At 42.9% G+C, this 24,135-nt stretch carries 17 protein-coding genes and 2 tRNA genes; 17 read left to right on the forward strand and 2 right to left on the reverse strand.

Annotated features, from left to right (window positions below):
• Nucleotides 1–3 precede the first annotated feature (3 nt).
• From tilS to HXT43_RS01215, 7 genes are all read left to right on the forward strand, one after another.
• Nucleotides 4–1,122, forward strand: a complete 1,119-nt coding sequence (tilS, locus tag HXT43_RS01185) for a tRNA lysidine(34) synthetase TilS (RefSeq protein ID WP_004118715.1) — start codon at nucleotides 4–6, stop codon at nucleotides 1,120–1,122.
• Nucleotides 1,097–1,651, forward strand: a complete 555-nt coding sequence (gene hpt, locus HXT43_RS01190) for a hypoxanthine phosphoribosyltransferase (RefSeq protein WP_004118717.1) — start codon at nucleotides 1,097–1,099, stop codon at nucleotides 1,649–1,651. The genes tilS and hpt overlap by 26 nt, the downstream gene beginning before the upstream one ends.
• A gap of 61 nt (nucleotides 1,652–1,712) precedes the next feature.
• The gene (gene ftsH / locus HXT43_RS01195; protein WP_101886118.1) at nucleotides 1,713–4,022 is read left to right on the forward strand and encodes an ATP-dependent zinc metalloprotease FtsH; all 2,310 of its coding nucleotides are present in this window, start codon (nucleotides 1,713–1,715) and stop codon (nucleotides 4,020–4,022) included.
• Between the two features lie 274 nt (nucleotides 4,023–4,296).
• Nucleotides 4,297–5,532, forward strand: a complete 1,236-nt coding sequence (locus tag HXT43_RS01200) for a dihydroneopterin aldolase (RefSeq protein ID WP_174143292.1) — start codon at nucleotides 4,297–4,299, stop codon at nucleotides 5,530–5,532.
• A complete protein-coding gene (locus HXT43_RS01205; protein ID WP_032835493.1) occupies nucleotides 5,532–6,035 on the forward strand; it encodes a DUF3180 domain-containing protein in 504 nt (167 codons plus the stop codon). Before HXT43_RS01200 ends, HXT43_RS01205 begins: the two co-directional genes overlap by 1 nt.
• A gap of 153 nt (nucleotides 6,036–6,188) precedes the next feature.
• Nucleotides 6,189–7,865, forward strand: a complete 1,677-nt coding sequence (gene ettA, locus HXT43_RS01210; RefSeq protein WP_004118724.1) for an energy-dependent translational throttle protein EttA — start codon at nucleotides 6,189–6,191, stop codon at nucleotides 7,863–7,865.
• Between the two features lie 293 nt (nucleotides 7,866–8,158).
• Complete coding sequence (locus tag HXT43_RS01215) at nucleotides 8,159–10,087, forward strand: DEAD/DEAH box helicase (RefSeq protein WP_112928787.1); 1,929 nt, start codon at nucleotides 8,159–8,161, stop codon at nucleotides 10,085–10,087.
• A gap of 429 nt (nucleotides 10,088–10,516) precedes the next feature.
• On the opposite strand, the gene HXT43_RS01220 is transcribed toward HXT43_RS01215, so the two are convergent.
• Nucleotides 10,517–10,939, reverse strand: coding sequence for a DUF3052 domain-containing protein (locus HXT43_RS01220; protein ID WP_004107331.1), 423 nt, complete (start codon nucleotides 10,937–10,939; stop codon nucleotides 10,517–10,519).
• Nucleotides 10,940–11,208: 269 nt separating this feature from the next.
• Between HXT43_RS01220 and nrdD the strand changes: the two genes are divergently transcribed.
• The 6 genes from nrdD to HXT43_RS01250 all read left to right on the forward strand — a co-directional run bounded on the left by nrdD (nucleotide 11,209) and on the right by HXT43_RS01250 (nucleotide 19,610).
• Nucleotides 11,209–13,626 carry an anaerobic ribonucleoside-triphosphate reductase gene (gene nrdD / locus HXT43_RS01225; RefSeq protein WP_004118729.1) on the forward strand — a complete coding sequence of 806 codons (2,418 nt, stop codon included), beginning with the start codon at nucleotides 11,209–11,211 and terminating at the stop codon, nucleotides 13,624–13,626.
• A gap of 220 nt (nucleotides 13,627–13,846) precedes the next feature.
• Complete coding sequence (nrdG, locus tag HXT43_RS01230) at nucleotides 13,847–14,554, forward strand: anaerobic ribonucleoside-triphosphate reductase activating protein (RefSeq protein WP_082851874.1); 708 nt, start codon at nucleotides 13,847–13,849, stop codon at nucleotides 14,552–14,554.
• An 859-nt stretch (nucleotides 14,555–15,413) separates the two neighbouring features.
• Entirely contained in the window at nucleotides 15,414–17,264 is a 1,851-nt protein-coding gene (locus HXT43_RS01235; protein WP_101892127.1) for an ABC transporter ATP-binding protein, read from the forward strand.
• Between the two features lie 2 nt (nucleotides 17,265–17,266).
• On the forward strand, nucleotides 17,267–19,318 hold the full coding sequence (locus HXT43_RS01240; protein ID WP_004118732.1) for an ABC transporter ATP-binding protein: 2,052 nt from the start codon (nucleotides 17,267–17,269) through the stop codon (nucleotides 19,316–19,318).
• A 102-nt stretch (nucleotides 19,319–19,420) separates the two neighbouring features.
• Nucleotides 19,421–19,494, forward strand: a tRNA-Asp gene (locus HXT43_RS01245).
• A gap of 43 nt (nucleotides 19,495–19,537) precedes the next feature.
• Nucleotides 19,538–19,610 (forward strand) — tRNA-Phe (locus tag HXT43_RS01250).
• 49 nt (nucleotides 19,611–19,659) lie between these two features.
• Here the strand turns inward: HXT43_RS01250 and galE are convergent.
• Nucleotides 19,660–20,670 (reverse strand): UDP-glucose 4-epimerase GalE, encoded by a 1,011-nt coding sequence (gene galE / locus HXT43_RS01255; RefSeq protein ID WP_004107342.1) that lies wholly within the window; start codon nucleotides 20,668–20,670, stop codon nucleotides 19,660–19,662.
• Nucleotides 20,671–20,912: 242 nt separating this feature from the next.
• On the opposite strand from galE, the gene HXT43_RS01260 reads away from it, so the two are divergent.
• The 4 genes from HXT43_RS01260 (at nucleotide 20,913) to HXT43_RS01275 (ending at nucleotide 24,125) form a co-directional block, all read left to right on the forward strand.
• On the forward strand, nucleotides 20,913–21,122 hold the full coding sequence (locus tag HXT43_RS01260) for a YggT family protein (RefSeq protein WP_254596667.1): 210 nt from the start codon (nucleotides 20,913–20,915) through the stop codon (nucleotides 21,120–21,122).
• Between the two features lie 152 nt (nucleotides 21,123–21,274).
• Nucleotides 21,275–22,603 carry a DivIVA domain-containing protein gene (locus tag HXT43_RS01265; RefSeq protein WP_004107347.1) on the forward strand — a complete coding sequence of 443 codons (1,329 nt, stop codon included), beginning with the start codon at nucleotides 21,275–21,277 and terminating at the stop codon, nucleotides 22,601–22,603.
• Nucleotides 22,604–22,699: 96 nt separating this feature from the next.
• On the forward strand, nucleotides 22,700–23,194 hold the full coding sequence (locus HXT43_RS01270) for a signal peptidase II (RefSeq protein WP_004107349.1): 495 nt from the start codon (nucleotides 22,700–22,702) through the stop codon (nucleotides 23,192–23,194).
• Nucleotides 23,187–24,125, forward strand: coding sequence for an RluA family pseudouridine synthase (locus HXT43_RS01275; protein WP_116442807.1), 939 nt, complete (start codon nucleotides 23,187–23,189; stop codon nucleotides 24,123–24,125). The genes HXT43_RS01270 and HXT43_RS01275 overlap by 8 nt, the downstream gene beginning before the upstream one ends.
• The last annotated feature ends 10 nt before the right edge of the window (nucleotides 24,126–24,135 follow it).

Here is a 24,135-nt window from a genome sequence, read left to right on the forward strand (position 1 = left end):
GCTATGGTGTATTCTTCTCGCATACGCGCAGGAATTGGCGCAATCAAGCATTGTTTTGATGAACTTTCGTTGTGTGCTCAAGACGCGCGTTTTTCCGAACATGGCAACCACGCAACAGATGTTGATGCTCCTCTGGTTCTTATTGCGTGCTCTGGAGGTAGAGATTCTCTTGCACTTACAGCATTGAGCGTGATTGTGTGCGCAAGTAGAGGTATTCGTTGCGGTGTTGTAATAGTAGATCACCATTTGCAGCCGCACTCAACTGAAATTGCTAATATTGCGGCTAAGCATTGTTTGCAATCTGGAATAGACGAAAAGTACGTGTATATTCAATCTGTGAACGTCGAAGATTCTGGAGAAGGCGAAGAGTCTGCTGCAAGAAATGCTAGGTATCAAGCAATTATTGAGGTTGCTAAAAAGCAGCAAGCTGCAGCCGTGCTTTTAGCTCACACTGCAAATGATCAAGCAGAAACTGTAATGATGGGGCTAAAAGATTCTGCAGGTTTAGAAGCAGTTGCTGGCATGAAAGCAGTGACATTGCGTCAAAACGTGCTTTTTGCAAGGCCTCTTATTAAGCTTACTAGAGAAGATACTACTGGTATTTGCGAGGATTTAGGTATTTCATGGTGGGATGATCCTACAAATGGTGACGATATTTCGCAAAATGAGGAACTTTCAGAAAATTATCCATTGAGATCTCGAGTTAGACACACGTTAATGCCTTATATTTCGCGATTTTTTAATGCGAATATGGTTACTTTGCTTTCTCGCGGAGCTGAAATAGCTAGAGACGATCTTGACTATATTAATTCTCAAGTTGACGAAGCTAGTTCACAAGTGATGGAATTTGATAAAAATGCGAAAACTGTTAGGTTAAAAGCTGATAAATTAGCGCAATATCATCCATCAATTCGCAGACGAATTATAGTGCGTGCGTTAAGTGAGCTTGGTCTGCGTTTCTCGTCAAGTCACATATCTGCAGTGGACGAACTATGTACAAAATGGCATGGTCAGAAGCCTTTTTCATTGCCAAATTATTATGAAGCAACTCGACTCTCGCGCAATATCGTCATTCGCTTATGCAAAGATAGTGAACATGCAAATTGCAGATATACGAGATGACATCGACTATGAATTAATTAGCCACGAAGACCTTATGAAGCGTATTCGTGAAGTTGCTAAACAAGTAAGTGAAGATTACAAAAACCGTAATGTTTTGCTTGTTGCAGTTCTAAAAGGTGCTGTAAATACTCTTGCTGTATTTTCGCAAGAGTTAAGCGTTAATGCAGCAATGGACTTTATGAGCTTGTCTAGTTACGGCAGTGGCACTCAAACTAGCGGACAAATCACTGTTCGCGAAGATTTAAGTACTGATGTGCGTGGTCGAGATGTGCTTATTGTAGAAGACATTGTTGATTCCGGTCGCACGCTAGCTTGGCTTGTAGATGAGCTAAAAGGTCGTGGTGCTGCCAGTGTAAAAGTTTTTGCATTGCTCAGTAAGCCTGCACGTCGCGAAGTAGACGTACAAATCGACTACTCGGGCTTTGAAATTCCTGATGCATTTGTCGTTGGTTTCGGAATGGACTACGACGAACGCTACCGCAACCTCAATAGTATTGCGGTATTAAAGCCATCAGTGTATGGTGCTTGATTTTATAGATTCTATTCAGAATTTTTATATAAATTGAGGAGTTTGAAAGGAGCCTTATTACATGGGCGCTTCTCCTATGACACCGCAAGGCCCAATGGGCGGTCCTGGGCGTGGAAATAACGGAAATAATCCGTTTTTAAATCCACGCAACCCTAGGAATCAGCGAAACAACGGTCAGCAGGGCAAGAATAATAAAAATAACGAGAACAACCATAACAATCGTCGTTCCTTCTGGCAGTCGCCATGGACGTGGATTGTGCTTCTTGTGTTGCTTTCAGTTGTCGGATTCCAAATGTTTGTTCATAACGGATCGCAAACTATCGATACTCAGGATGGTATTGAGTTAGTGCGATCTCATAAAGCAAGTTATGTGGAAATTATTGACAATAAACAGTTAGTTAAGCTTACGCTTGATAGTCCGTTTAAGAAGTTCGATAAACGAAGTAAGCAAAATCGTGACTTTGGCAAGGATGTGCAATTCTACTACGCGTATGCACAAGGTAGGTCAATTGTACAAGAAGTCGAAAAGGCGAAGCCTTCTAACGGCTGGACTGCTAGCTTACAGTCATCTAGCATTATTTCGTATTTGATTACTTCGCTTGTTCCAATATTGTTCTTCCTTGGCATGATTTGGTTCATGTTTAGCAGAATAGGCGGTGCCGGCGGAAGTATGCTTGGCATGGGCGGCGGACGTGGCCGTGGCAAGCTACTCGAAGGTCAGACTCCTAAAACTAAGTTTGCTGACGTTGCTGGCGAACAAGCTGCTGTTGAAGAAGTTGAAGAAATTAAAGACTTCTTGAAGGACCCTTCGCGCTACAAGGCTTTGGGTGCTCGTATTCCGCGCGGTGTGCTGCTTTATGGTCCTCCAGGAACTGGTAAGACTTTGTTGGCTCGTGCTATTGCAGGCGAAGCTGGTGTGCCGTTCTATGCAATGGCTGGCTCTGACTTCGTGGAAATGTTCGTAGGCTTGGGCGCGTCTCGTGTTCGTGAACTTTTTGACGAAGCTAAGAAGAATGCTCCTGCAATCATCTTTATCGATGAGATTGATGCTGTTGGTCGTCGCCGCGGAAGTGGCATGACTGGCGGTCATGATGAGCGCGAGCAGACACTTAATCAGTTGCTTGTTGAGATGGATGGTTTCGACAACGATACTAATTTGATTATTATTGCTGCAACAAACCGTCCAGATGTGCTTGATTCCGCACTTCTTCGTCCTGGTCGTTTTGACCGTCAGGTGGCTGTTGAGGCTCCTGATTTGGAAGGTCGCGAGGCAATTTTGAAGGTTCACGCTAAGGGTAAGCCTTTTGTGCCGGATGTTGATCTTCATATGGTTGCTGTGCGCACTCCTGGTTTTACTGGTGCAGACTTAGCTAACGTGCTTAACGAAGCTGCGTTGCTTTGCGCTCGATCTGGTGCTCAATATATCGATAATCGCGCTATTGATGAGGCAATTGATCGTGTTCAAGCAGGACCTCGACGTAAGTCTAAGGGCATGGCTTTGGATGAATTGCGTAACACTGCTTACCATGAGGGCGGTCATGCTCTTGTTGCTGCTGCGCTGCACCACACGGATCCTGTTACTAAAGTAACGATTTTGCCGCGAGGTCACGCACTTGGATACACTGCTGTGATGCCAACAAGCGACCGTTACTCGCAGTCTCGCAACGAATTGCTGGATCAAATGGCATATGCTATGGGTGGACGCACAGCCGAGGAAGTTGTGTTCCACGATCCAACAACTGGTGCTTCTAACGACATTGAGAAAGCTACTGCCATTGCTCGTAAGATGGTTGTTGAATATGGTTTCTCAGCAAAGCTTGGAGCTGTTAAGTGGATGGATACTGACGAAGATTCTTCTGGTTCACTCGATTCTTTGCAACCTCGCAAGTTCTCGAATCGTACTGCTGAAGTAATCGATGAAGAAGTTCATAAGCTTATCGAAACTGCTCATACTGAAGCGTGGGAGATTATTAACAATAATCGTGACGTATTGGATGAGCTGGTTCGTCAGTTGCTCGCTAAGGAAACTCTTAACGAGAAGGAACTTAAGGAAATCTTCAGTAAGATTCGTAAGGCTCCTGAGCGTACTCTTTGGCTTTCGGACGATAGAAGACCAGATTCTGATCTTCCCCCTGTTGAAATTCCAGAAAGTTTGAAGCGCAACGTTGAAGGTAAGAATGAGCAGACTGAAGCTTCTGAACTTTCTGAATCTTCCAATAATGCAACTTCACAAAACCAGCAGTCTGATCAGATGCCTGTTGATACGTCTATTCAAACTCCTGCACCTGCTCCTCGAACTGTTATTGGAACTGTTAAACCACCTGTTAATCCGCCTACTAATCAAAATGACGGTACTCAATTTGGTGCTTAATAGTGTAAATGCAGTGCTAAAAAGCAGATAAAATAAAGTTATTAATAAACGCTGATAACAATATAATTTATTGCTGTCAGCGTTTATTTTTATTTTTCTAAGAATTTAATAATAAAAATTAGTGCTATATGCAAAAAATTACGCATGTTGATTTATATCGAGTACAATATATCAAAATATTAGTTTTGCGTATTATAGGTAAGAGTAATAAAAGATAAATAAACGAATAATTGAAATTTTAAATTGTTTTTATTAGAGAGTAGAAGATGAAATTATGAATACGACCATAAGTTTGAAGGGTATTCGCCCAAGCGGTGACTCAATAGTCATTGGATTATATTCTTCTATTTACATAGATGCTGTTTTAAAAGTTAATTTGAGTAATGCATTAGACGGAGATGAGACTAACGCAATAGATATTCCTCAAATTGCTGAGCGTCTTGCTTTTATGCTTAAACGTTGCGAAAAAGATAGCGAGATTGAGGAGCATCCTGCTATAGCTTTAGAACTTATTGCTAAATCTGTTTTAAATTCTGCTATGCACACTTGGCAAATTAGTGAGGCTGATATTACTGTTCATGCTGCTTTAAGAAGCGAATATTACGGCATGAAAAGCACTGTTGACGATGTTTGTGTTACTTTGAATAGCGTTTCTAGAGAAGAGTTAAATTATTCGGAACGGCGTGTAGTTCCTGAGTCTCTTGCGCATGTTGCTGTTCGCAGTGGAAGCGTACCGGTTGACGATCTTGAGGAAGGCGAAATAGCAGATTACTACCGTTCTCTTATTGAGGAAGATAGAAAAGAAAAGCAACGCAAAGAAGATGAAGACGCTGTTGCAGCTGCTAAAGCTGCTGTTGATATTGCAAATTCTTTCGCAGATGATTATGAAAATAATGGAGATTCACAGTGCTCTTGTGGCGATGAATCTAAAAGTGTCAATTATGGCAATGAGCTTGTTAAAAGAGAAACTAAGTCTCCTTTGTTCCGCATATGTCCAACTCCGTTACAAACAACTGCAGTGATTTCTATGAAGGGTGTCGCGAAACAAGACACGCGTTCTGCTATGCTGAGAATAGTTGCAATGCTCGAGCAGGATAGAGAATCTCGCGTTGACGGTGTATCGGCATTATATGTTGCCAATATGCTTGATGCTGATTATTACGCGGCTGTATTTATTCTGTCTTCGGGTGGTGACGAGTATGAGCTGCTTCGCTTGCTTCGCGCTGTTGCTACTTTGTATAAAGATAAAGTGACTGTGCGAGTGTTGGGTACGCGTTCATATGGTGCTTCTGCTGCTGACACAAGAACTGTTGATGCAGAAAAATTGCCACAACAACTAGCGGAAATGGTGACGGTTGACCCTAAGGCGCCTGAACTTATGCCGTGGATGCAGATAGAGTCGGATGCTGCTTTGGACGATAACTCAGTTTCGTACTCATTAGCGTTTGCTTTTGATGCTCAAACTGTTGGGGTATACTCAGAGCAATGGCTTATAGGGGATGGTTGTTAATGAAAGCGTATCGCACACCTTGGTGGTATCTGGTACTAGGGTTACTGTTTGGCTTTGTGCTGGGCGCATTTCTAGTGTCGTCAACAGAGTCTAGTGCTATGTCGTTAGCAGGAGCTCCGTGGGTTGTTGTTGCAATTATGGTGATTGCTGGCTTAATAACTTTTGTTATGGCATTGCAAACTCATCAAAGTGTTGCCAACAACAAAGATAAGAATAAGAAGCATGTAAGTTCTCAATTTGCTGTTGCGGCTCTTATGCTGTCGAAGGCATTGGGAATGGCAGGTGCTATTTTGTCTGGCTGGTATGTTGGGCAATTGTTAATGAGTTTGCCACACAGTGAGATAATTCTGTATAACTCTGTTGTGCGTGAATGCTCTATTGCTGGCTTGGTGTGCTTTATTGACATGGTTGTTGGCATTTTAGGCGAGTGGCTCTGCCAGATTCCGCCTGAAGATGATTCTGAGTCTGTCAATAAGTCAAATCGTACGCCAGCAACATGCTAGTATTTGCTAGGCTCGTATTTACTAGCTATTAGTTTGCGTAGTTTTATGTAAGTTGCATCTTGCTTGAATTAAGTAGGTAAAAGTATTAAACGCTTTTGACGCAAGTTGCAACAAACGCTGGAATTTCAACGTTTGTAAGGATGGTATATTACTTTGGCTGAATTTATCTATCAGATGATTAAGGCGCGTAAATCGTATGGAGATCGTGTAATTCTCGACGATGTTACTTTAAGCTTCCTTCCGGGCGCAAAAATTGGTGTTGTGGGTCCGAACGGCATGGGTAAGTCGACGCTGCTGAAAATTATGGCCGGTTTGGAAAATGTGACCAACGGTGAAGCTTCTTTGACTCCTGGCTATACGGTAGGTATTTTGCAGCAGGAACCACCTCTTGATGACACTAAGACGGTTGGCGAAAACATTAAGATGGCTTTTGGTGAGATTGCGCAAAAAGTGGCGCGTTTTAACCAAATCGGCGAAGAAATGGCTAATCCAGACGCTGATTTTGATGCGTTAATGGAAGAAATGGGTAAGCTTCAGACTGAAATTGACGCTGCAAACGGTTGGGATTTGGATTCGCAGCTTGAGCAAGCTATGGACGCTTTGCAATGCCCAGACCCGGATTCTCCTGTTTCTGTGTGCTCTGGTGGTGAAAGGCGTCGAGTGGCATTGTGTAAGCTTCTTCTTGAAGCTCCAGATTTGCTACTTTTGGACGAGCCTACTAACCATTTGGATGCGGAATCTATTTTGTGGCTTGAACAGTTCTTGCACAAGTACGAGGGTGCTGTCATTGCTGTTACGCACGATCGCTACTTTATGGATAATGTTGCAGAGTGGATTTGCGAAGTTGACCGTGGTCAGCTTTATCCATATAAGGGCAATTACTCAACGTATTTGGAAACTAAAGCAAAGCGTATGGAAATCCAGGGTGCCAAGGATGCTAAGCTTGCTAAGCGTTTGAAAAATGAGCTTGATTGGGTGCGCAGCTCGCCGAAGGCGCGTCAGGCTAAGAACAAGGCTCGTTTGGAACGTTACGACCAAATGGAGCAAGAGGCACGTAATTCCAAGAAGCTTGATTTCTCTGAAATTCAAATTCCAGCAGGTCCACGTTTGGGCTCGCAAGTTTTGGAAGCAAAGCATATTCACAAGGCTTTTGGCGACCGTGTGCTAATCGACGACTTGTCGTTTACTTTGCCTCGTAACGGTATTGTTGGCGTGATTGGTCCAAACGGCGTTGGTAAATCTACGCTGTTCAAGACGATTGTGGGCTTGGAGCCTCTTTCTGGTGGCGAGCTGATTGTTGGAGACACTGTGAAGATTTCTTACGTGGATCAGAATCGTGCAGGATTGGATCCTAATAAGAACTTGTGGGAAGCTGTTTCAGGCGGACTCGATTTTATTGAGGTTGCAGGCGTTGAAATTCCTACTCGCGCATATGTTGCAAGCTTTGGATTTAAAGGTTCGGATCAGCAGAAACTTACGGGAGTGCTTTCTGGCGGTGAACGTAACCGTTTGAACTTGGCTTTGACTCTTAAGCAGGGTGGAAACTTGCTGCTCCTCGATGAGCCTACTAACGATTTGGATGTTGAGACTTTGGAAAGCTTGGAAAACGCTTTACTTGATTTCCCAGGCTGCGCTGTTGTGGTTTCACACGATCGTTGGTTCCTCGACAGAGTTGCAACGCATATTCTTGCTTGGGAAGGCGACGACGAGAATCCTGCAAAATGGTACTGGTTCGAAGGTAACTTCCAAGCTTACGAAGAAAATAAGATTGCGCGCTTGGGTGAGGAAGCTGCTCGTCCGCATCGCTTGCACCGTAAGCTCACTCGCTAGTTGAGTTTTGTTTTCATTTATTGGCAGAAACATTTGCCGGTGATTTTTACGGCGTTTGCGCGACGACCTGCTTTCGCGCTTGGAGCGTAGTGCGCGAAAGCAACTCGGAGCGTGAGCTTGCATGGAAAGTCCACTGGACTTTCCATGCAAGCTCAGAAGCGAGCACTTATGGTGCGAGCGTCTTGGCGCTTTTTGACAACATTTGCCGTTATTGTGCCAGGCGTGTGCTAGGCTCGATTAGTTCACGTTTTGAAATTTAAGTTTTGAACACACATATTTTACGAAAGGCTATTGTGCCGCATACTCATCATGCTGCGTTCGCTCAAAAGCGAGGCGCGAAGAATACCAAGAATGATAAAAATACGAATAGTATAAACAATACGAATAATAAAAATAGTTATAAAACAAAAAAGCCTAAAAGCGCCAAAAATACTAGGAAATCAGCTGAAAAACGCAATCCTTTTGAGTATCAGGGGAGCCATAAAAATTATGGTTCTAATCACGAGTTCAATTCACGCAGGGAGCGCAATCGCAAAGCAGAAAAAGCTCGTCAAAAGACGCGCGAAAAAGCCTTGCGTTATGAAGAAGTAGCTATTGCGGATGCTGAACAAGATTTTGCTAAGCATAATATTGATAAAAATAATGTTGCTAAGCATAATAGTGCAAAATCTCATAATACAAAACAAAATTCTGCAATATCTTTGCACCCTACTTCGAAAAAGCAAAAGCAAGATTCTCATAACGCAACAATTATTCCAGACTCTGCCATTGAATCTCGTGAAAATTACCGTGACGATGTAACTTTTGCGCAACTTGGCGTTCCAGAGCCTTTAGTAGAGGTGTTGCGTGCGGATGGGAAAACCACTGCATTCCCAATTCAACAAGCAACGCTTCCCGATTCTTTACAAGGCGCGAATATCCTAGGGCGAGGTCGCACAGGAAGCGGTAAAACATTAGCATTTTCTATTCCACTTGTTGCACGTTTAGCTGAGAATTTTGTTGATTTAATTCATTCTGATAAAAACCGTAAGTCACGCGAGTCTAGCGATATTCCTGCTCCTAGAGCAATAATTCTTGCTCCAACTCGTGAACTTGTGCATCAAATTGATGACGTAATAGCGCCGCTTGCTGCAGCTTATGGCATGCGCACTGTGACAGTGTATGGAGGCGTGAGATACCAACGCCAAGTATCGCAGCTTAAGCAGGGCGCGCAGATTGTGCTTGCTTGCCCTGGTCGTTTGGAAGATTTGCTGCGTCAGGGAGCGCTTACGCTTGAAAAAGTAATGGTTAGCGTGCTCGACGAAGCAGACGAAATGGCGGATATGGGATTCCTTCCTGCTGTTACTAGACTTCTTGAGCAAGTTGCGCCAGATGGTCAACGCATGCTGTTTTCTGCAACGCTTGATAGGCAAGTTTCTACATTAGTTGAGCGTTTCCTTCCAAATGCTGTCGTCCATGCTGTGGATGATGCTGATTGCCAAGTTGATACTATGACGCATCATATTTTTGCTGTGTCAGCAGGGGATAAGTACGAAGTTTTGCGAAAGCTTGCTTCCGGAAAGAAACGTTCTATATTCTTTACGCGCACGAAATATCAAGCGAAGAATATGGCGAAAAAATTTGTGCAGCAAGGTATTCCTGCAGTCGATTTGCAAGGTAATTTGTCGCAGAATCAGCGAGATCGTCATTTGGCTGTGTTTGCTGAAGGCTTGGTACGTGTGTTGGTTGCTACGGACGTTGCTGCGCGAGGTATTGACATTAGCGACGTTGCATTAGTTGTGCAAACTGAGCCTCCTGAGGATCCTAAGTCTTTCTTGCATCGTTCGGGTCGCACTGCTCGAGCTGGTGAAGAAGGCGATGTTGTAACGCTTGTGCTTCCTAATCAAAAGCGCGCTGCCCATATGATGCTTCGCAAGGCTGGAATTCATGCGAAAGCTGAGGATGTGAATCCTGCTTCGCTAGTTTTAGATGAGATTGTGGGTGAAGCTGCTGAGCTTCAAGAAGGCTGGAGTATGCCGGAGCCGGAGCAGCAGAAGCGTAAGGGTCGCGGTCGCGGTCGTGGACGTGGGCAACGCAGTGGGCGCGGGCGTGAGAGTGAGCGTGACGAGCGTAACGGTCGCAGCAGTCGTAATGAGCACGGTGAACGTAGTGAACGCAACGAACGCAGTTGGCGCGGTAAACGTGGCGAGCGTGGTAGTCGTGTTCATCACTTCGGTCGTTAGTTTGGCGGTATTGCGTAACGGTCGTAAGTTTGTTCGCTTTGCATAACAATCGTGAGCTTTAGAAACAAATGCTGTGTTTTTCCGGTATTTGTTTCAGCTTTAGTTTTCTTGTCTGTTGTGGCGCGGGGCTTGCATATTTCTCTCCTCGCGCTTTTATTTGTGCTATTCTTGTGCGTTTTGTCGATTTCGCAAATGATTATGTGTTTTTTTTACAAAATTGTCCTGTTTTTTGTCGAAAGTATCGGCTGATTTGGTGTTTTTGACAAAAACAGTAGCAATACTACAAAAATAAGTAGCAAGTTAACAAGCAATAAGCAAGTGATAAGTGACTTAACAAGAAGCTAAGCTAGCAATTAAGCAAATAGGCAGTTAACCAGGCAGTTACGCAAGTCAATAGTCGGTTAAGCTAGTTACGTCAACTAGCAAATACTACTTAGATTGACCTTTACCAAATGCGCGCAGTTGCACGCCGTTCCAGTCAGCGCTTACGGTTAACGGAGTGGCTGCGTTCATGCCAGCTGTTTTTGCTGCAGATTGAACTGTGCTAGAACTTGGGGAACCTTCGCGACCTGGTTTTGGAGTAAGAACCCACATAGGCGCGTCATCGTCAAGCATATTTGTGGCATCCATAATGGTGTCTGCGAGCTCATCTTCATCGTCGCCGTCGCGCCACCAAATAATCACACCATCAACAGCAGCGTCGTAATCCTCATCTACCAACTCTTCGCCGGTAAGTTTCTCGATGCTTTCGCAAATTGTTTCGTCAACATCGTCATCCCAGAGCCATTGTTGCACAATGTCTCCTGGTTGGAATCCGAATTCCTGTGCATGCTGAAAAGCTATCTGTTCCACGTGATTCAATATATCAAAGCGTCACGAAGTGCGCACATTTGACGGCGTGTATTAAGTAATTTATTGTTTATCAATTACGACACACCAGGACACGCCTCAAAAATCGCGATTATGACACAAATCACTATATATAGGTGGTTATCTTTGCGTCTTGCCCTAGATATTGTGCATGAGTTGGGTTATAGTAGAGCGAGTCGTTAGAAATAGTTCCCATGTTTGCAACGAGAAAATTTGCTAGAAGGAACAGTGTTTAAGAAAGGTCTGTACCGATGCAGGTTTTGGAAGAAACTGCTGTCACAAGCGCAGAAAATTGTACGGATGATGTAGTTGAAGCTCCAGTTTCTCGTGTGCAGGTCGAAAAGCGCGATGGTCGCGTAGTTGATTTTGATCCGCTGAATATCATTATGGCAATTAAGGCTGCTTTTAAGGACTTAGGCAAGGAAGTCGGTCCGCAAGAAGAGCAGATGATTCGCGATATTTCAGATCATATTGAAGCTGAGATTCAGGATCGTTACAATGGTCCAGCAAAAATCGAAGATATTCAGACTTTGGTTGAGCACAGTCTTATTGAGAATCATCTTTACGAGGTTGCTCGCTGCTACACGAGCTACCGACTGAACCGAGATATCGACCGCGCTAAAGCTACCGATATCAACGAGGCTGTTAACCGCCTTGTAAATCGTGATGAGTCTCTTGTTCGCGAAAACGCAAATAAGGATTCCAATGTTTATGCAACTCAGCGCGATCTTCTTGCAGGCGCTGTTTCCAAGGCTTCTGCGTTCTCTATGCTTCCTCACGCAGTTTCTAACGCTCATATGAAAGGTGATATTCACTTCCACGACGCTGATTATTCGCCATTTACTTGCATGAGCAACTGCTCGCTTCCTGATTTTGGCGATATGCTTGCTAAGGGCTTTGCTCTTGGTAACGCAATGATGGATAGCCCAAAGTCTATTGGTACTGCTGCAACTCAGGTTACGCAAATTATTAAGGATATTGCTGGAGCGCAATACGGTGGTCAGACTGTTAATCGCGCTGACGAGATGCTTGAGCCTTATGCTAAGTGCGATTACGACAAAAATCTTGCTATGGCGCACGCTATGATTCCTGATTCCACGCCAATTCAAGTTGCAAAAGATATGATTGACGGCCTAAAAGCTCAGGAGCCTAAGAATCTTCATTGCTTGGACAGAGATCCACTTCCTGCTGATACTCCTTTTGACGAAAACTTGAGTGAGCTTGATCAGCTTCGTGAAGTTTATGCAAAGATTATGACGCGTAAAGCTATTTACGACGCTATGCAAACGATGGAATATCAAATTAATTCCAACCGTGTTTCTAACGGTCAGACTCCGTTCGTAACTGTTGGCTTTGGCTTGGGTACTTCTTGGTTTGCCCGCGAAATTCAGCGCGCTATTTTGCTTAACCGTATTCGTGGTCTCGGCAAAGATCGTCATACTGCAATCTTCCCTAAGCTTGTGTTTACTATTAAGCACGGTGTTAACGCGGACGCTGGCGACCCGAACTACGATTTGAAGCAGCTTGCGCTTGAGTGCTCTACTAAGCGCATGTATCCGGATGTTGTGTTCTACGAGAATATTATTAAGATTACTGGCTCCTTCAAGGCTCCTATGGGTTGCCGTTCATTCCTTCAGGGTTGGATTGATCCAAAGACCGGCAAAGATGTTGAAGATGGCCGTATGAATCTTGGCGTTGTAACTGTTAACATGCCACGTATTGCTCTTGAATCTCACGGCGATGTGACTCGCTTCTGGAAGCTTTTCGACGAGCGTATGGAAGTAGCTCACCAGGCTTTGCGATTCCGTATTATGCGTTGCAAGCAAGCAACTCCTGTAAACGCTCCAACGCTATTCCGTTACGGTGCTTTTGGTCGTTTGGAAGCTAACGAAAGTGTGGATCAGCTGTTCCGTAACGAGCGCGCTACAGTTTCGCTTGGTTACATTGGCTTGTACGAAACTACTGCAGTGTTCTTCGGCAAGGATTGGATGCAAGATCACAGCTGGAATGAGGAAGGCAAGGAGTTTGCGCTTTCTTTGGTTCGCCGCATGAATAAGCTTTGCCAGCAGTGGTCAAAGGCTGAAGGCTACCATTATTCTGTTTACTCAACTCCTGCTGAGTCTTTGACTGACCGCTTTAACCGTATGGATCGTCAGAAGTTCGGCCGCATTGAAGGCGTTACCGATCACGACTTCTACACTAATTCCTTCCATTACCCGGTTTGGTTGCAGCCAACTCCTATGGAGAAGCTTCGCTACGAGGTTGACTTCCCGTATCTTGCTTCCGGCGGCTTTATTAACTACTGCGAGTTCCCATGCTTGCAGGCGAATCCTAAGGCTTTGGAAGCTGTTTGGGATTACGCTTACAAGATTGGCATCGGTTACTTGGGTACGAATACGCCAATCGATCACTGCTTCGTTTGTGGATTCCAGGGCGATTTTGAGCCGACTAAAGAAGGCTTCCGTTGCCCGGAGTGCGGCAACAGCGACCCAGATAAGTGCAATGTGACTAAGCGTACTTGCGGCTACTTGGGCAATCCTGTTCAGCGCCCAATGGTTCACGGACGTCACGAAGAAATCGCTCACCGCGTAAAGCACATGTCTGGCGAAACTGGCCATGTGACTCTTAACAACGGTGAGTCTCGTGAATGGTATGAGGAAACAAAATAAACTTAGCTAATTTACTATGTTGAAACTTAGTAAAATAAGTATGACTAGATAATTTAGCTAAATAAATAGCTTTTCTTGTGTTTGTTGTTTGGTGATAATCTGGCCGTTAGAAATGTATTGCGTTTTGTGATTGCACTTTCTAACGGCTGGATTTATTTTATTTTCGCAAATTTGGTCGTTTATTTTTTAGTTGCTTATTCGGTTTGGAAGGGGGTTGGATATGGCTCGCATGAGTTTGCACGATTTTGCGCCTGCAGACGTGAATCGTGGACCGTGGATTCCTACCTCTCTTTCCAATAACCCTCGCGCAGGACAGTGGTCTAGTGAGCGCATGAGCCAGGGGATGATCGCCGATTACAAGCGTTTTTTGATGACTGACGGCGAGGGGATTCGTTGTTCGCTTTACGTTTCCGGCTGCCCGTTCCATTGCGTTGAGTGCTATAACGAGTCGATTTGGGATTTTCGCGCAGGTCATCCTTATACTCAAAAGCTTGAAGATCAAATCATGGAAGATTTGGCGCAGCCTTATGTGCAAGGTTTAACGCTTCTTGGCGGCGAGCCGCTGCTTAATACTGGCATTTTATTGCCTCTTTGCAAGCGTATTAGAAGCGAATTTGGTCATACGAAAGACATTTGGAGTTGGACTGGATACACTTGGGAAGAGCTTATGCGCAAAGGGGAGACGCCTGATAAGCTTGAGTTGCTACGTTACATTGATATTCTTGTTGACGGCCGTTATATGAAAGATTTGCACGATTCGCTGCTGCAATTCCGCGGCTCTAGTAATCAGCGAATTATTGACGTGCCAAAGTCGTTGGAAAATCCGCAAAATCCTCCTGTAATCTGGGAAAAGCTTCACGATCAGGAGCGTTTTATTCCGTCAATTTACGGAAAAGACCGCGCGCAAGGCGAAGGTGATGCTTCGTAATCCTATTGAATGCGCCACTCATACGATATATTTAACAATGTTTGTGGACGATTATAAGAATGCATACATATACACATGTTAAGCTAAATATAATTAACCTAGTAACATCTGTATTGCAAACTGTCAAAAGAATTATGCTAACTATGCTCATAAATACTGTAACTAAACGATATACAGTTGGGTATGTTTTTTCTTTGCATAAATATAAAAGATAGATTAGTAATATTAATAGGACGAATGCTTGAATGGTGAGACTAACAGTATTAATACAAGTGTTATCGTCTTTTAAGTCCTTCAATTGTTTAAAGAAATAAATAGCTGACGAAATATAACAAAGCAGCGTTATTGGCAGTAGAACTATGTGTTTGCTGTTCATATTGTTCCTCACATAATTGTTGATATTAATGTGGAAATTCTCACTGCAAGTCGACACGAATGCCTTTCTGCTGTGCTACAGCGCCAACTATCTTTGTGTTACTCATAAGTTTCTTCTTGGGTGTTGGCTTGAACTTGCAATGATAGTAAAAAAGACATGGATAATGCTACTGAGCAAGTAAGTATTCTATTAATAGCTTTTTTATATTCATGACAGTACCTCTTTATACATGCGAATATACATTTTTTTATTATATAATTTTTTATAAGATGAAATCAATCGTTGTTTATAATTTGAATGTGTAGAAGCACTTTTTCGTATGTGATTTGTCTGTATACTACTATGTCAAAGATTCATCTATTTATGCATTTGGTAATGAAGTAACTCAATACGGAAATGCGCCATGCGCAATAATTCAAATATGTATTTGAAGAAGTGATATTATTAAACCTACACATGACGTTATGTAGGGGAAGGGATGCAATGGCAGAAAAGCCGAAGAACAATTCACGAAAAATTAGCAATAATCCTCCTCGCGCATTGCGTACGATTCTGTTATCTTTAAAAAAGTACCGTTTTCTTGGCGTTTTAACAGTTGTTACTATTCTCGTTGAAGCTGCTATGCAAATTGAGATCCCTACAGTAATGTCAAATCTTATTGATTTTGGCATTATGTCACGTTCTCAAGAAGCTGTGCAATATTATGGTTTGCAATTGCTCATTTTTGCTGCAATTGCAATGATTACAGGCATTATTTCTGGTATTTGCTGCGCGCATTCTAGTGCTGGTTTTGGTAAAAATTTGCGCCACAACATGTTTTCACGCTTGCAAGGTTTAAGTTTTTCTGATTTAGATAAGTTTTCTAGCGGCACTGTTGTTACGCGTATGACTAGCGATGTGTCAAATGTGCAATTTGCTTACCAAATGATTATTCGCTCTGGTGTTCGCAGCGTTATGATTATCATCACTGCTTGGTGGTTTACTTTTTCAATTAGCCCTGCTATCTCGTGGGTTTTTCTTTCATTCGTGCCTATTGTTGGTGCAATTGGCGCTTTTGGTGCGAGTATAGTTGCTCCAGCATTTTCTCGAATTTATCGAATGATTGACGAGATGAATAATAGAGTTGGCGAGAATTTGCATAATATTCGCGTCGTAAAGTCTTATGTGCGTTCTGATTATGAAATAAGTCGTTTTACGCGTATTTCGCATAAAATCTATGATTATTTTATTAAAGCTGAGTATGTGTTAAATTGCAGTATTCCTTTGTTTAACTTATGTTTTTATTCTGGCATGCTGCTTATTGCGTGGTTGGCTTCGCACGAAATTGTGGCTTCAGGAAATAATCCTGCTTTTGGTTTAACAACGGGAAATCTTGCTGCATTAGTAGTGTATGCTTTGCAAATTTTGTTTGCTTTAGCGAATTTAGTTGCAGTTTTTGTAATGTCGTTAACAGCTCGAGCTTCGATGCATCGTATTTCACATGTTTTGCAATCTCGAAATACTGAAGTTGTTTCCAAGCATCCACTTACAAAGCTTTCTGACGCTTCTGTGCGTTTTGAAAATGTTTCGTTACGCTATCCTCAATCAGATAATACAGATGAATCCACTCCAGCAGAACAGGAAATTTTACATGATATAAATATATCTATTCCTTCTGGAGCAACTGTTGGCGTTGTTGGTGCAACGGGATCTGGAAAATCAAGTTTAGTGCAATTAATTGCAAGACTTTATGACGTAACTTCTGGCACTCTTTTTGTAGGCGGAAAAGATATTCGCGATTATGATTCTTCTAGTTTGCGTGAAGAAGTTGGTGTTGTTCTACAAAAAAATATTTTGTTTAGTGGCACAATTGCAGAAAATCTTCGCTGGGGTAGGGCGGAAGCAAGCGATAATGATTTGCGTCAAGCTTGCGAAATTGCTTGTGCTGATGAGTTTATTAAAGATTTACCAGACGGCTACAATACGCATATTGACCAGGGTGGTAAGAATGTTTCCGGTGGTCAGCGACAGCGTTTGTGCATTGCGCGCGCACTTTTGAGGAAGCCGAAAATTTTAATCCTCGACGACTCGATGAGTGCGGTTGATATGAAAACGGATAGTAAAATTCGCGATGGCTTGAAAAAGTTTATGCCTGATTCTACGCAAATTATCGTTGCTCAGCGCATATCTTCAATCGAACATGCGGATATTATTGTTGTTCTTAAAGATGGTCGTGTTGTTGCTAACGGTTCGCATGATGAATTATTTAAATCTTGTGAAATTTACAGAAATATGGCGGTTTCTCAAGAAAAAAGTCGCATAACTAGCGCAACTAAAGAAGAAGGAGCTAAATAACAATGGCTAAGAATAAAACGGCTCACTCTTCTAAAAATGATTCAGCTATTAGTTGGAAAACTCTTAGCAGACTTGCCTCTTATGTGCTTGTGTATCGAGTTAAAATTTGCGTAATTATTGCATCAATAATAGTTAGCGCAATCGTGCAAGCTGCAAGCGCAATGTTTTTGCAATCTCTTGTCGACTCGTATATTCTTCCGCTTGTCGGTAAGCATAATCAGGATTGGACGCCTCTTGTTCGCATGATTATTCTGATGGCAAGTGTTTATGTTGTTGGCGTGTTTTGTTCTTGGCTTTGGAGCAGGCTTGTTGCGAATATATCTGAAAGTGTTATGCGTGATTTGCGAGATTCTATGTTTAAGCATCAGCAGAAGCTTTCATTGCGTTACTTAGATTCTCAAGGTTACGGCGATATTATGAGCCGTTACACAAACGATACTGAGGTTCTTCGTGAAGCAATTTCGTGGGCTTTTCCTGACTCTTTTTCTGCACTAATGTCAATTTTGGCAGCGTTTATATCTATTATGTGCTTATCGCTTCCGGTTGCAGTTTTTGTAGCTATATTCACTGCAATATTGCTTTATTTAGTGCGTTTTATGCTAAAGAAATCTGGCAGTTTATTTGAACAATTCCAGCATGCATTAGGCGAGTTAAATGAGTTTGTTGAAGAATCTGCAACTGGAAGCAAAGTAATTAAAATTTTCAATCATGAAGCAGATTCTATTGAAAAATTAGATAATTGCATAGAAAAAGTGCAAAAAATTTCTGCAAGTGCGAATTCTTATGCAAATAACGTAATGCCTGTTATTAGTAATGCAAGCTATTTGCTTTATGTATTAATTGCTTTACTTGGTGCGTGGGCTGCTTCAGTGGGTCTGCCAACGCTGGGATTATCTGGATCTAGTACTCTTACATTGGGTACGCTTATATCTTTGCTGGCACTTTCGCGCGCATTTATTAACCCTATTGGCGAAATTACAATGCAAGCTAACGCACTTATGATGGCTCTTGCAGGAGCTTCTCGTATTTTTGAGTTACTTGATGAAAAGCCAGAACTTGATTCTGGCAGTGTGCAATTAGTTAAAGTGCGTGTACCTCAGTCTGATGAAGATCTTGAAGAAAAATCAGCATTTGATGTGCTTGAAGAAGTAGACGAACAATCTGAAGGAAGCAATATTTATTGGGCTTGGAAAAGATCAAAGCAAGATAATGGCACTAAAGCTAAAAAGCGCGCTCAAAACTTAAGCGAAATGGCTCAAGAGATTGTGTGCCATGCAAAGCGAGATGCTCGCACTTCTAAAGATGGTCGCTATACTTTGCTTCGAGGCGACGTGCGTTTTACGGATGTTGTGTTTGGTTACAAAGAAAATCATCCAGTTTTGCACGATATTACGTGGTTTGCAAAACCTGGTCAAAAAGTTGCTCTTGTTGGAGCTACAGGTGCTGGAAAAACTACTATTGCTAACCTTCTTACGCGTTTTTACGACATTGATGATGGACAAATTTTGTATGATGGCATTGACGTGCGCGATATTTGCAAAACGGATTTGCGCCACGCTATTGGCACTGTTTTGCAAGATGTGAATTTATTTACAGGCACAATAATGGACAATATTCGTTATGGAAATCTTGATGCTAGCGACGAAGATTGTATTCAAGCTGCAAAATTGGCTCATGCTGACGCGTTTATTTCTCATCTTCCTGACGGATACAATACGCAGCTTAACAATGGCGGTGAAGGGCTTTCTCAAGGCCAGAAACAGCTTATTTCTATTGCTCGTGCTGCAGTAGAAAATCCGCCTGTGTTAATTCTCGATGAAGCAACTTCATCGATTGACACGCATACTGAAGAATTAGTTCAACATGGAATGGATTCTTTGATGGAAGGGCGCACTGTATTTGTAATCGCTCACAGGCTGTCTACAGTGCGCAATTCTGATGTGATTATGGTGCTGGATCACGGTCGCATTATTGAACGCGGTTCACATGAGGAATTATTGGCAAAACGTGGGGAGTATTATCAGCTTTGCACTGGAGCTGTTGAGCTTGAATAATAGCTTGATTTTGTGCTGCAACACGCCGAACACGCGCGGCACTTGCATTTTGCTAAGGATTCTGTAAGATAGTGACTCGGCTGTTCGAGAGAACAAAGCCACGGCCCCGTAGCTCAGTTGGTTAGAGCGCCGCCCTGTCACGGCGGAGGTCACCGGTTCAAGTCCGGCCGGGGTCGCGATTAGTAGAATACCCGGTTCGCCGGGTTTTTTATTCATCATGGCTCTGTAGCTCAGTTGGTAGAGCGAGCGACTGAAAATCGCTAGGTCAGCGGATCGATCCCGCTCGGAGCCACAACAAAAAACGCGCGACATGATTTGTGCCGCGCGTTTTGTTTTATTCGCTAGTCAAGCTGCTTCCACGAATCAACATCAATATGATGCTCAGGATTTGCCTGCCAAGCTGCCCAAGCAGATTCTACGATATCCTTAACGTCGTAGCGAGCATGCCATCCCATTTCTTCGTTAATTCGCTTCGTGCTGCCAATAAGCTGTGGAGGATCTCCAGCTCTGCGATCAAGAACAGTTTCTTTAAATGGCAAACCGGTCACTCTGCGCACTTCGTCAACAATTTCGCGCACAGACGTACCCTTACCAGTTCCTACGTTAAAAGCGTCGTACTTGCGCTCGTCGCGATCCAAATACGTGAGTGCCGCAATATGCGCGTCTGCTAAATCAGAGACGTGAATATAGTCGCGAATGCAAGTACCATCAGCAGTAGGGTAGTCGTCGCCAAAAATAGCAGGTGCTTTTCCTCGCTGTAGTCTGTCAAGAAGCATAGGAATTAAGTTCAAAATCGCAGGATCTTCCAATTCCACCGGCCCGCATCCAGCTACGTTGAAGTAACGCAGTGCGCAGAAGCGAATTCCGTATGTGTGCTCGCAAGCACGTGCCATCCACTCGCCAAAAAGCTTGGTTTGACCATAAGGGTTAATTGGCAACATTGGCACAACATCTTCTGGTACAACTTCAACAGGAGGTACGCCATAAGTTGCTGCAGAAGAAGAAAATACGAGCTTCTTAACTCCGCTATCTTTCATGCCTTCAAGCACATTAAGCATGCCGTTAATATTCTGTTGATAATACCAAAGTGGCTTTTCTACGGACTCTCCAACTTGCTTTCTAGCAGCAAAGTGAATTACAGCATCAACATTCTCGTCCTTCATGATTTGCGCAAGTCGTTTTCCTGCATCAGGAGAAGAGATATCCATACCATAAAGACGTGCGCCTTCAATTCTTGTAGGCTTTCCGTAGCTTAAATCGTCAACGACGACGACATTTTGATTTGTTTCATGTAAGGCGTGAACTACGTGTGCTCCAATGTATCCGCATCCACCTGTAACGAGAACAGTCATTGTCGACCTTCCTTTTGAATAATATCAATACAATCAGTGAGATTATATCTCGTAAAACTGAAGTTTAATGATATGCATCTGTTGCATAGCATCTGTTATTCTTGCATTTTGATTCTGCAGCGTATGCTTAACTTGAATGTGTCAGTTGTATTATTTTGTAAGGTGATGTTCGAATGATATTTGTTGCGTTATCTGTATTGCGTGTGATTATACGCGCTTATTTGATAATAATGATTATTCGAATGGTTGCAGATTGGTTATTTGTGCTTGTTCCTCGTATGCGTCCTAGAGGTGTTTTTAATTTTCTAATACGGATTATTTATTTCACAACAGAACCGCCATTACGCGTATTGCGCAAGTTTATTCCGCCAACTCGTTGTGGAAAAATTAGTATTGACGTAAGTTATATGCTTTTATATTTTGCTTTGTACGTTCTTCAAATTTGGTTATAGATGAGTTTATGTTTTTTCAACGCGTAATTTTTATAAAAGCGGCGTTTTGTTACATAAATTTTTGTATTAACCGCACTAATTTTCTGCGGACGTGATAGCATCGAATAGATATATATCAAAGGGCTGTGCCCAAAAAGCGAGGTGTAAAGCATATGACTCTGTTGACGCCTAAGGACATTCGAGAGCATACCTTCCAAATTGTACGTTTTAAGGGAGGTTATGACGTTGACGAGGTCGACGAGTTTCTCGATCAGGTTACAGAAACAATAGAAGCACTCGGTCAGCAGGCAGTGCAGGGCCTAGGGGCTTCCACGCAATCTCTTGGCCGTGATGTTGCGGGTTTGAATACGAAGATTGCTGAGTTAACTTCTAAGGTAGAATCCTTAACTAAAGAAAATGAGGCATTGCGTAATGCTTCTAAGAAGCAGGGTGAATCAAATGAAGCTGCTTCTCAACTTGAAGCTACTGCAACTAAGTTGCGTGAAGCTGAAGAAAGTAATCGTGCTTTGACTGCTCAAAACCAGCAGTTGAAGGAACAGTTAGATGGTTTGGGTGCACAGGTAGATCAGTTGACTGCTCAAACTGCTCAAGCAGACAATGCTAAGCAGGTTCAAAAAGAGCTTGAAACTGTTACTCGCGAGCGTGACGACTTCCGTGCAAGCAGCGAAAACTTGGGTCGCGAGCTTGAAACTGTTCGTCAGCAGCTTGTTGTCACTCAGCAAGAAAACACTAAGATTGAGGAACTTTCCAAGCAATTGGAAGAGTCCCGTCAGCGTGAAGAGCAGCTTCGAAAGCAGGTTGCTAAGATGGAGCCAAATACTGAAACAGGTAGCTTGCAAAAGATTGCTGGTGCTGGTGCAGAAGCACAAGGTTCTGAACCAGAACGTGCAACTGCAATGTTGACTCTTGCTATGCAATTGCATGATCAATATGTAGATAAGGGCAAGGCTAAGGCTCAGCAAATTGTTGAAGAAAGCCAAGCTCGTTATAATGAAACTGTTGCTAAGGCGGATGAATATTCTGCACGTACTCGTTCTGAAGCTGAAGAGTACAGCAAACAGACTCATGCTGATGCTGACGATTACTCTACTCGTACTCGCAGCGATGCTGATTCTTATGCTGCTCGTGCTCACAATGAAGCTGATGCTTACTCTGGTAAGGTTCGTCAAGCTGCTGATGATTACTCTAAGCAGACGCATGATCAAGCTGACCAGTATGAGGCTGAAGTACAGCATCGTGCTGCAGACTATGATTCTACAACTCGTACAGCTGCTGATGCATATGCTCGTCAGGTACGTGAGAATCTTGAGAAGCAAACTCAAGTTATTGAAGGGAATATTCAGAGCCTCAAGCAGTTTGAAACTGAATATCGTACTCGCTTGACTGATTTCCTTGGTCAATTGGTTGCTCAAGTTTCTGATGAAAATACCTATGCTGGATTAGGTCAGAAGCAGGGTGAGGAATCTGGTAAGCAAGAGTAGTTTTTAGCAGTGCGTAACTGATATTTTAAAATGTTGCGCACTGCACCGATACTATTTGAATTACTAAAGATCGGATAAATATTGACGCATAGAGATGTGCGTGTGAAACGGCTACGTACTCGCGTAGCCGTTTTTGCACTGATTGTTTTTATTGGTGTTGTGCTAGATCGCATAACAAAACTCTGGGCTTTGTCGACGCTTAGTGACGGGAAAAACATTGAGCTTGTGCCGCACTTGCTTTCTTTAACTCTTGTACGAAATCCTGGAGCATCATTTGGCTTAGGTTCTTCTTTTACATGGGTTATTAGCGTATTAGCTTGTGCTGCTTGTGGTGCCATGATAGCGGCTATTAAGCACACAAAATCTTTGTATTGGACTATTGCGTTTGCTCTAGCGTTTGCTGGAGCTTTTGGAAACCTCATTGATAGAGCGCAATATGCTCAAGGTTTTTTGAATGGCAAAGTCGTAGATTTTATAAACTACGGTTGGTCTGTTGGCAACGTTGCGGATATTGAGCTTATGTTTGCAGGAATCGCAGTTGTATGCCTTATTTTGATTGGGATTCCTCTTTTAGAGCATGCCGATGAGTGATATTTGCTTTAAAGTTACAAGCCAATTTTCCGGCTGCAGATTTGACGTTTGCTTATCAAAGCTAATGGGAGTTTCGCGTGCAAATGCGATATCTCTTATTGAGCGTAACCAAGCGAAAATCTTAGGTAGAAAATCACAAAAATCCTCCATTTTACAAGATGGAGATACGATTGTTGTCGATCAAAAAGAAAGTGCAGAACGAAAAGAAGAGCGAAATAATAAATCTTCTGTATATAATATTCCAATCATTTACAACGACGACGATGTTGTTGTAATAGATAAGCCTGTTGGAGTGGCGTCTCACGCAGCAAAAGGATGGAGCGGACCGACAGTTCCAGAATGCCTAGAAGCTGCTGGAATAGATATAAAAACAACGCTGTGCGACGAATCGCGCAAAGGAATCGTAAGCAGATTAGACGTTGGAACAAGCGGATTAATGATAATTTGCAAAACAGATTTTGCCTATGAAGCAATGAAAAATCAGTTTGCAAAGCATATCGTTAAAAAAACATATCATGCGCTTGTTCAAGGAGATTTAGCGCAAGATAAGGCAACTATTGATGCTCCTATAGGTCGCGCAAAAGTATCCGATTTTCGTTTTACTATTACTTCGGACGGCAAGCCTGCTGTTACGCACTGGGATGTGCTTGAGCGTTTTGGTCAAGCAACGTTAGCAAGTGTTAATTTGGAAACTGGTCGTACGCATCAAATACGCGTTCATTTTTCGTCTATAGGTCATCCTTTGGTTGGGGATTCAATGTATGGAGCGAACCCAGTTTTGGCTCAAAAACTTGGGTTGCAACGTCAATGGTTGCATTCTATGGAACTTACTTTTACGCATCCGCGCACGGGTAAATCAGTGACTGTTAAGTCGCATTATCCTCTTGATTTGCAACACGCGTTAGAAGCTATGCGAGCATTATTAAAGTAACGTTTTTGCG

It is taken from the genome of Gardnerella sp. DNF01195, assembly GCF_049244175.1.
Classification (GTDB): domain Bacteria; phylum Actinomycetota; class Actinomycetes; order Actinomycetales; family Bifidobacteriaceae; genus Bifidobacterium; species Bifidobacterium leopoldii.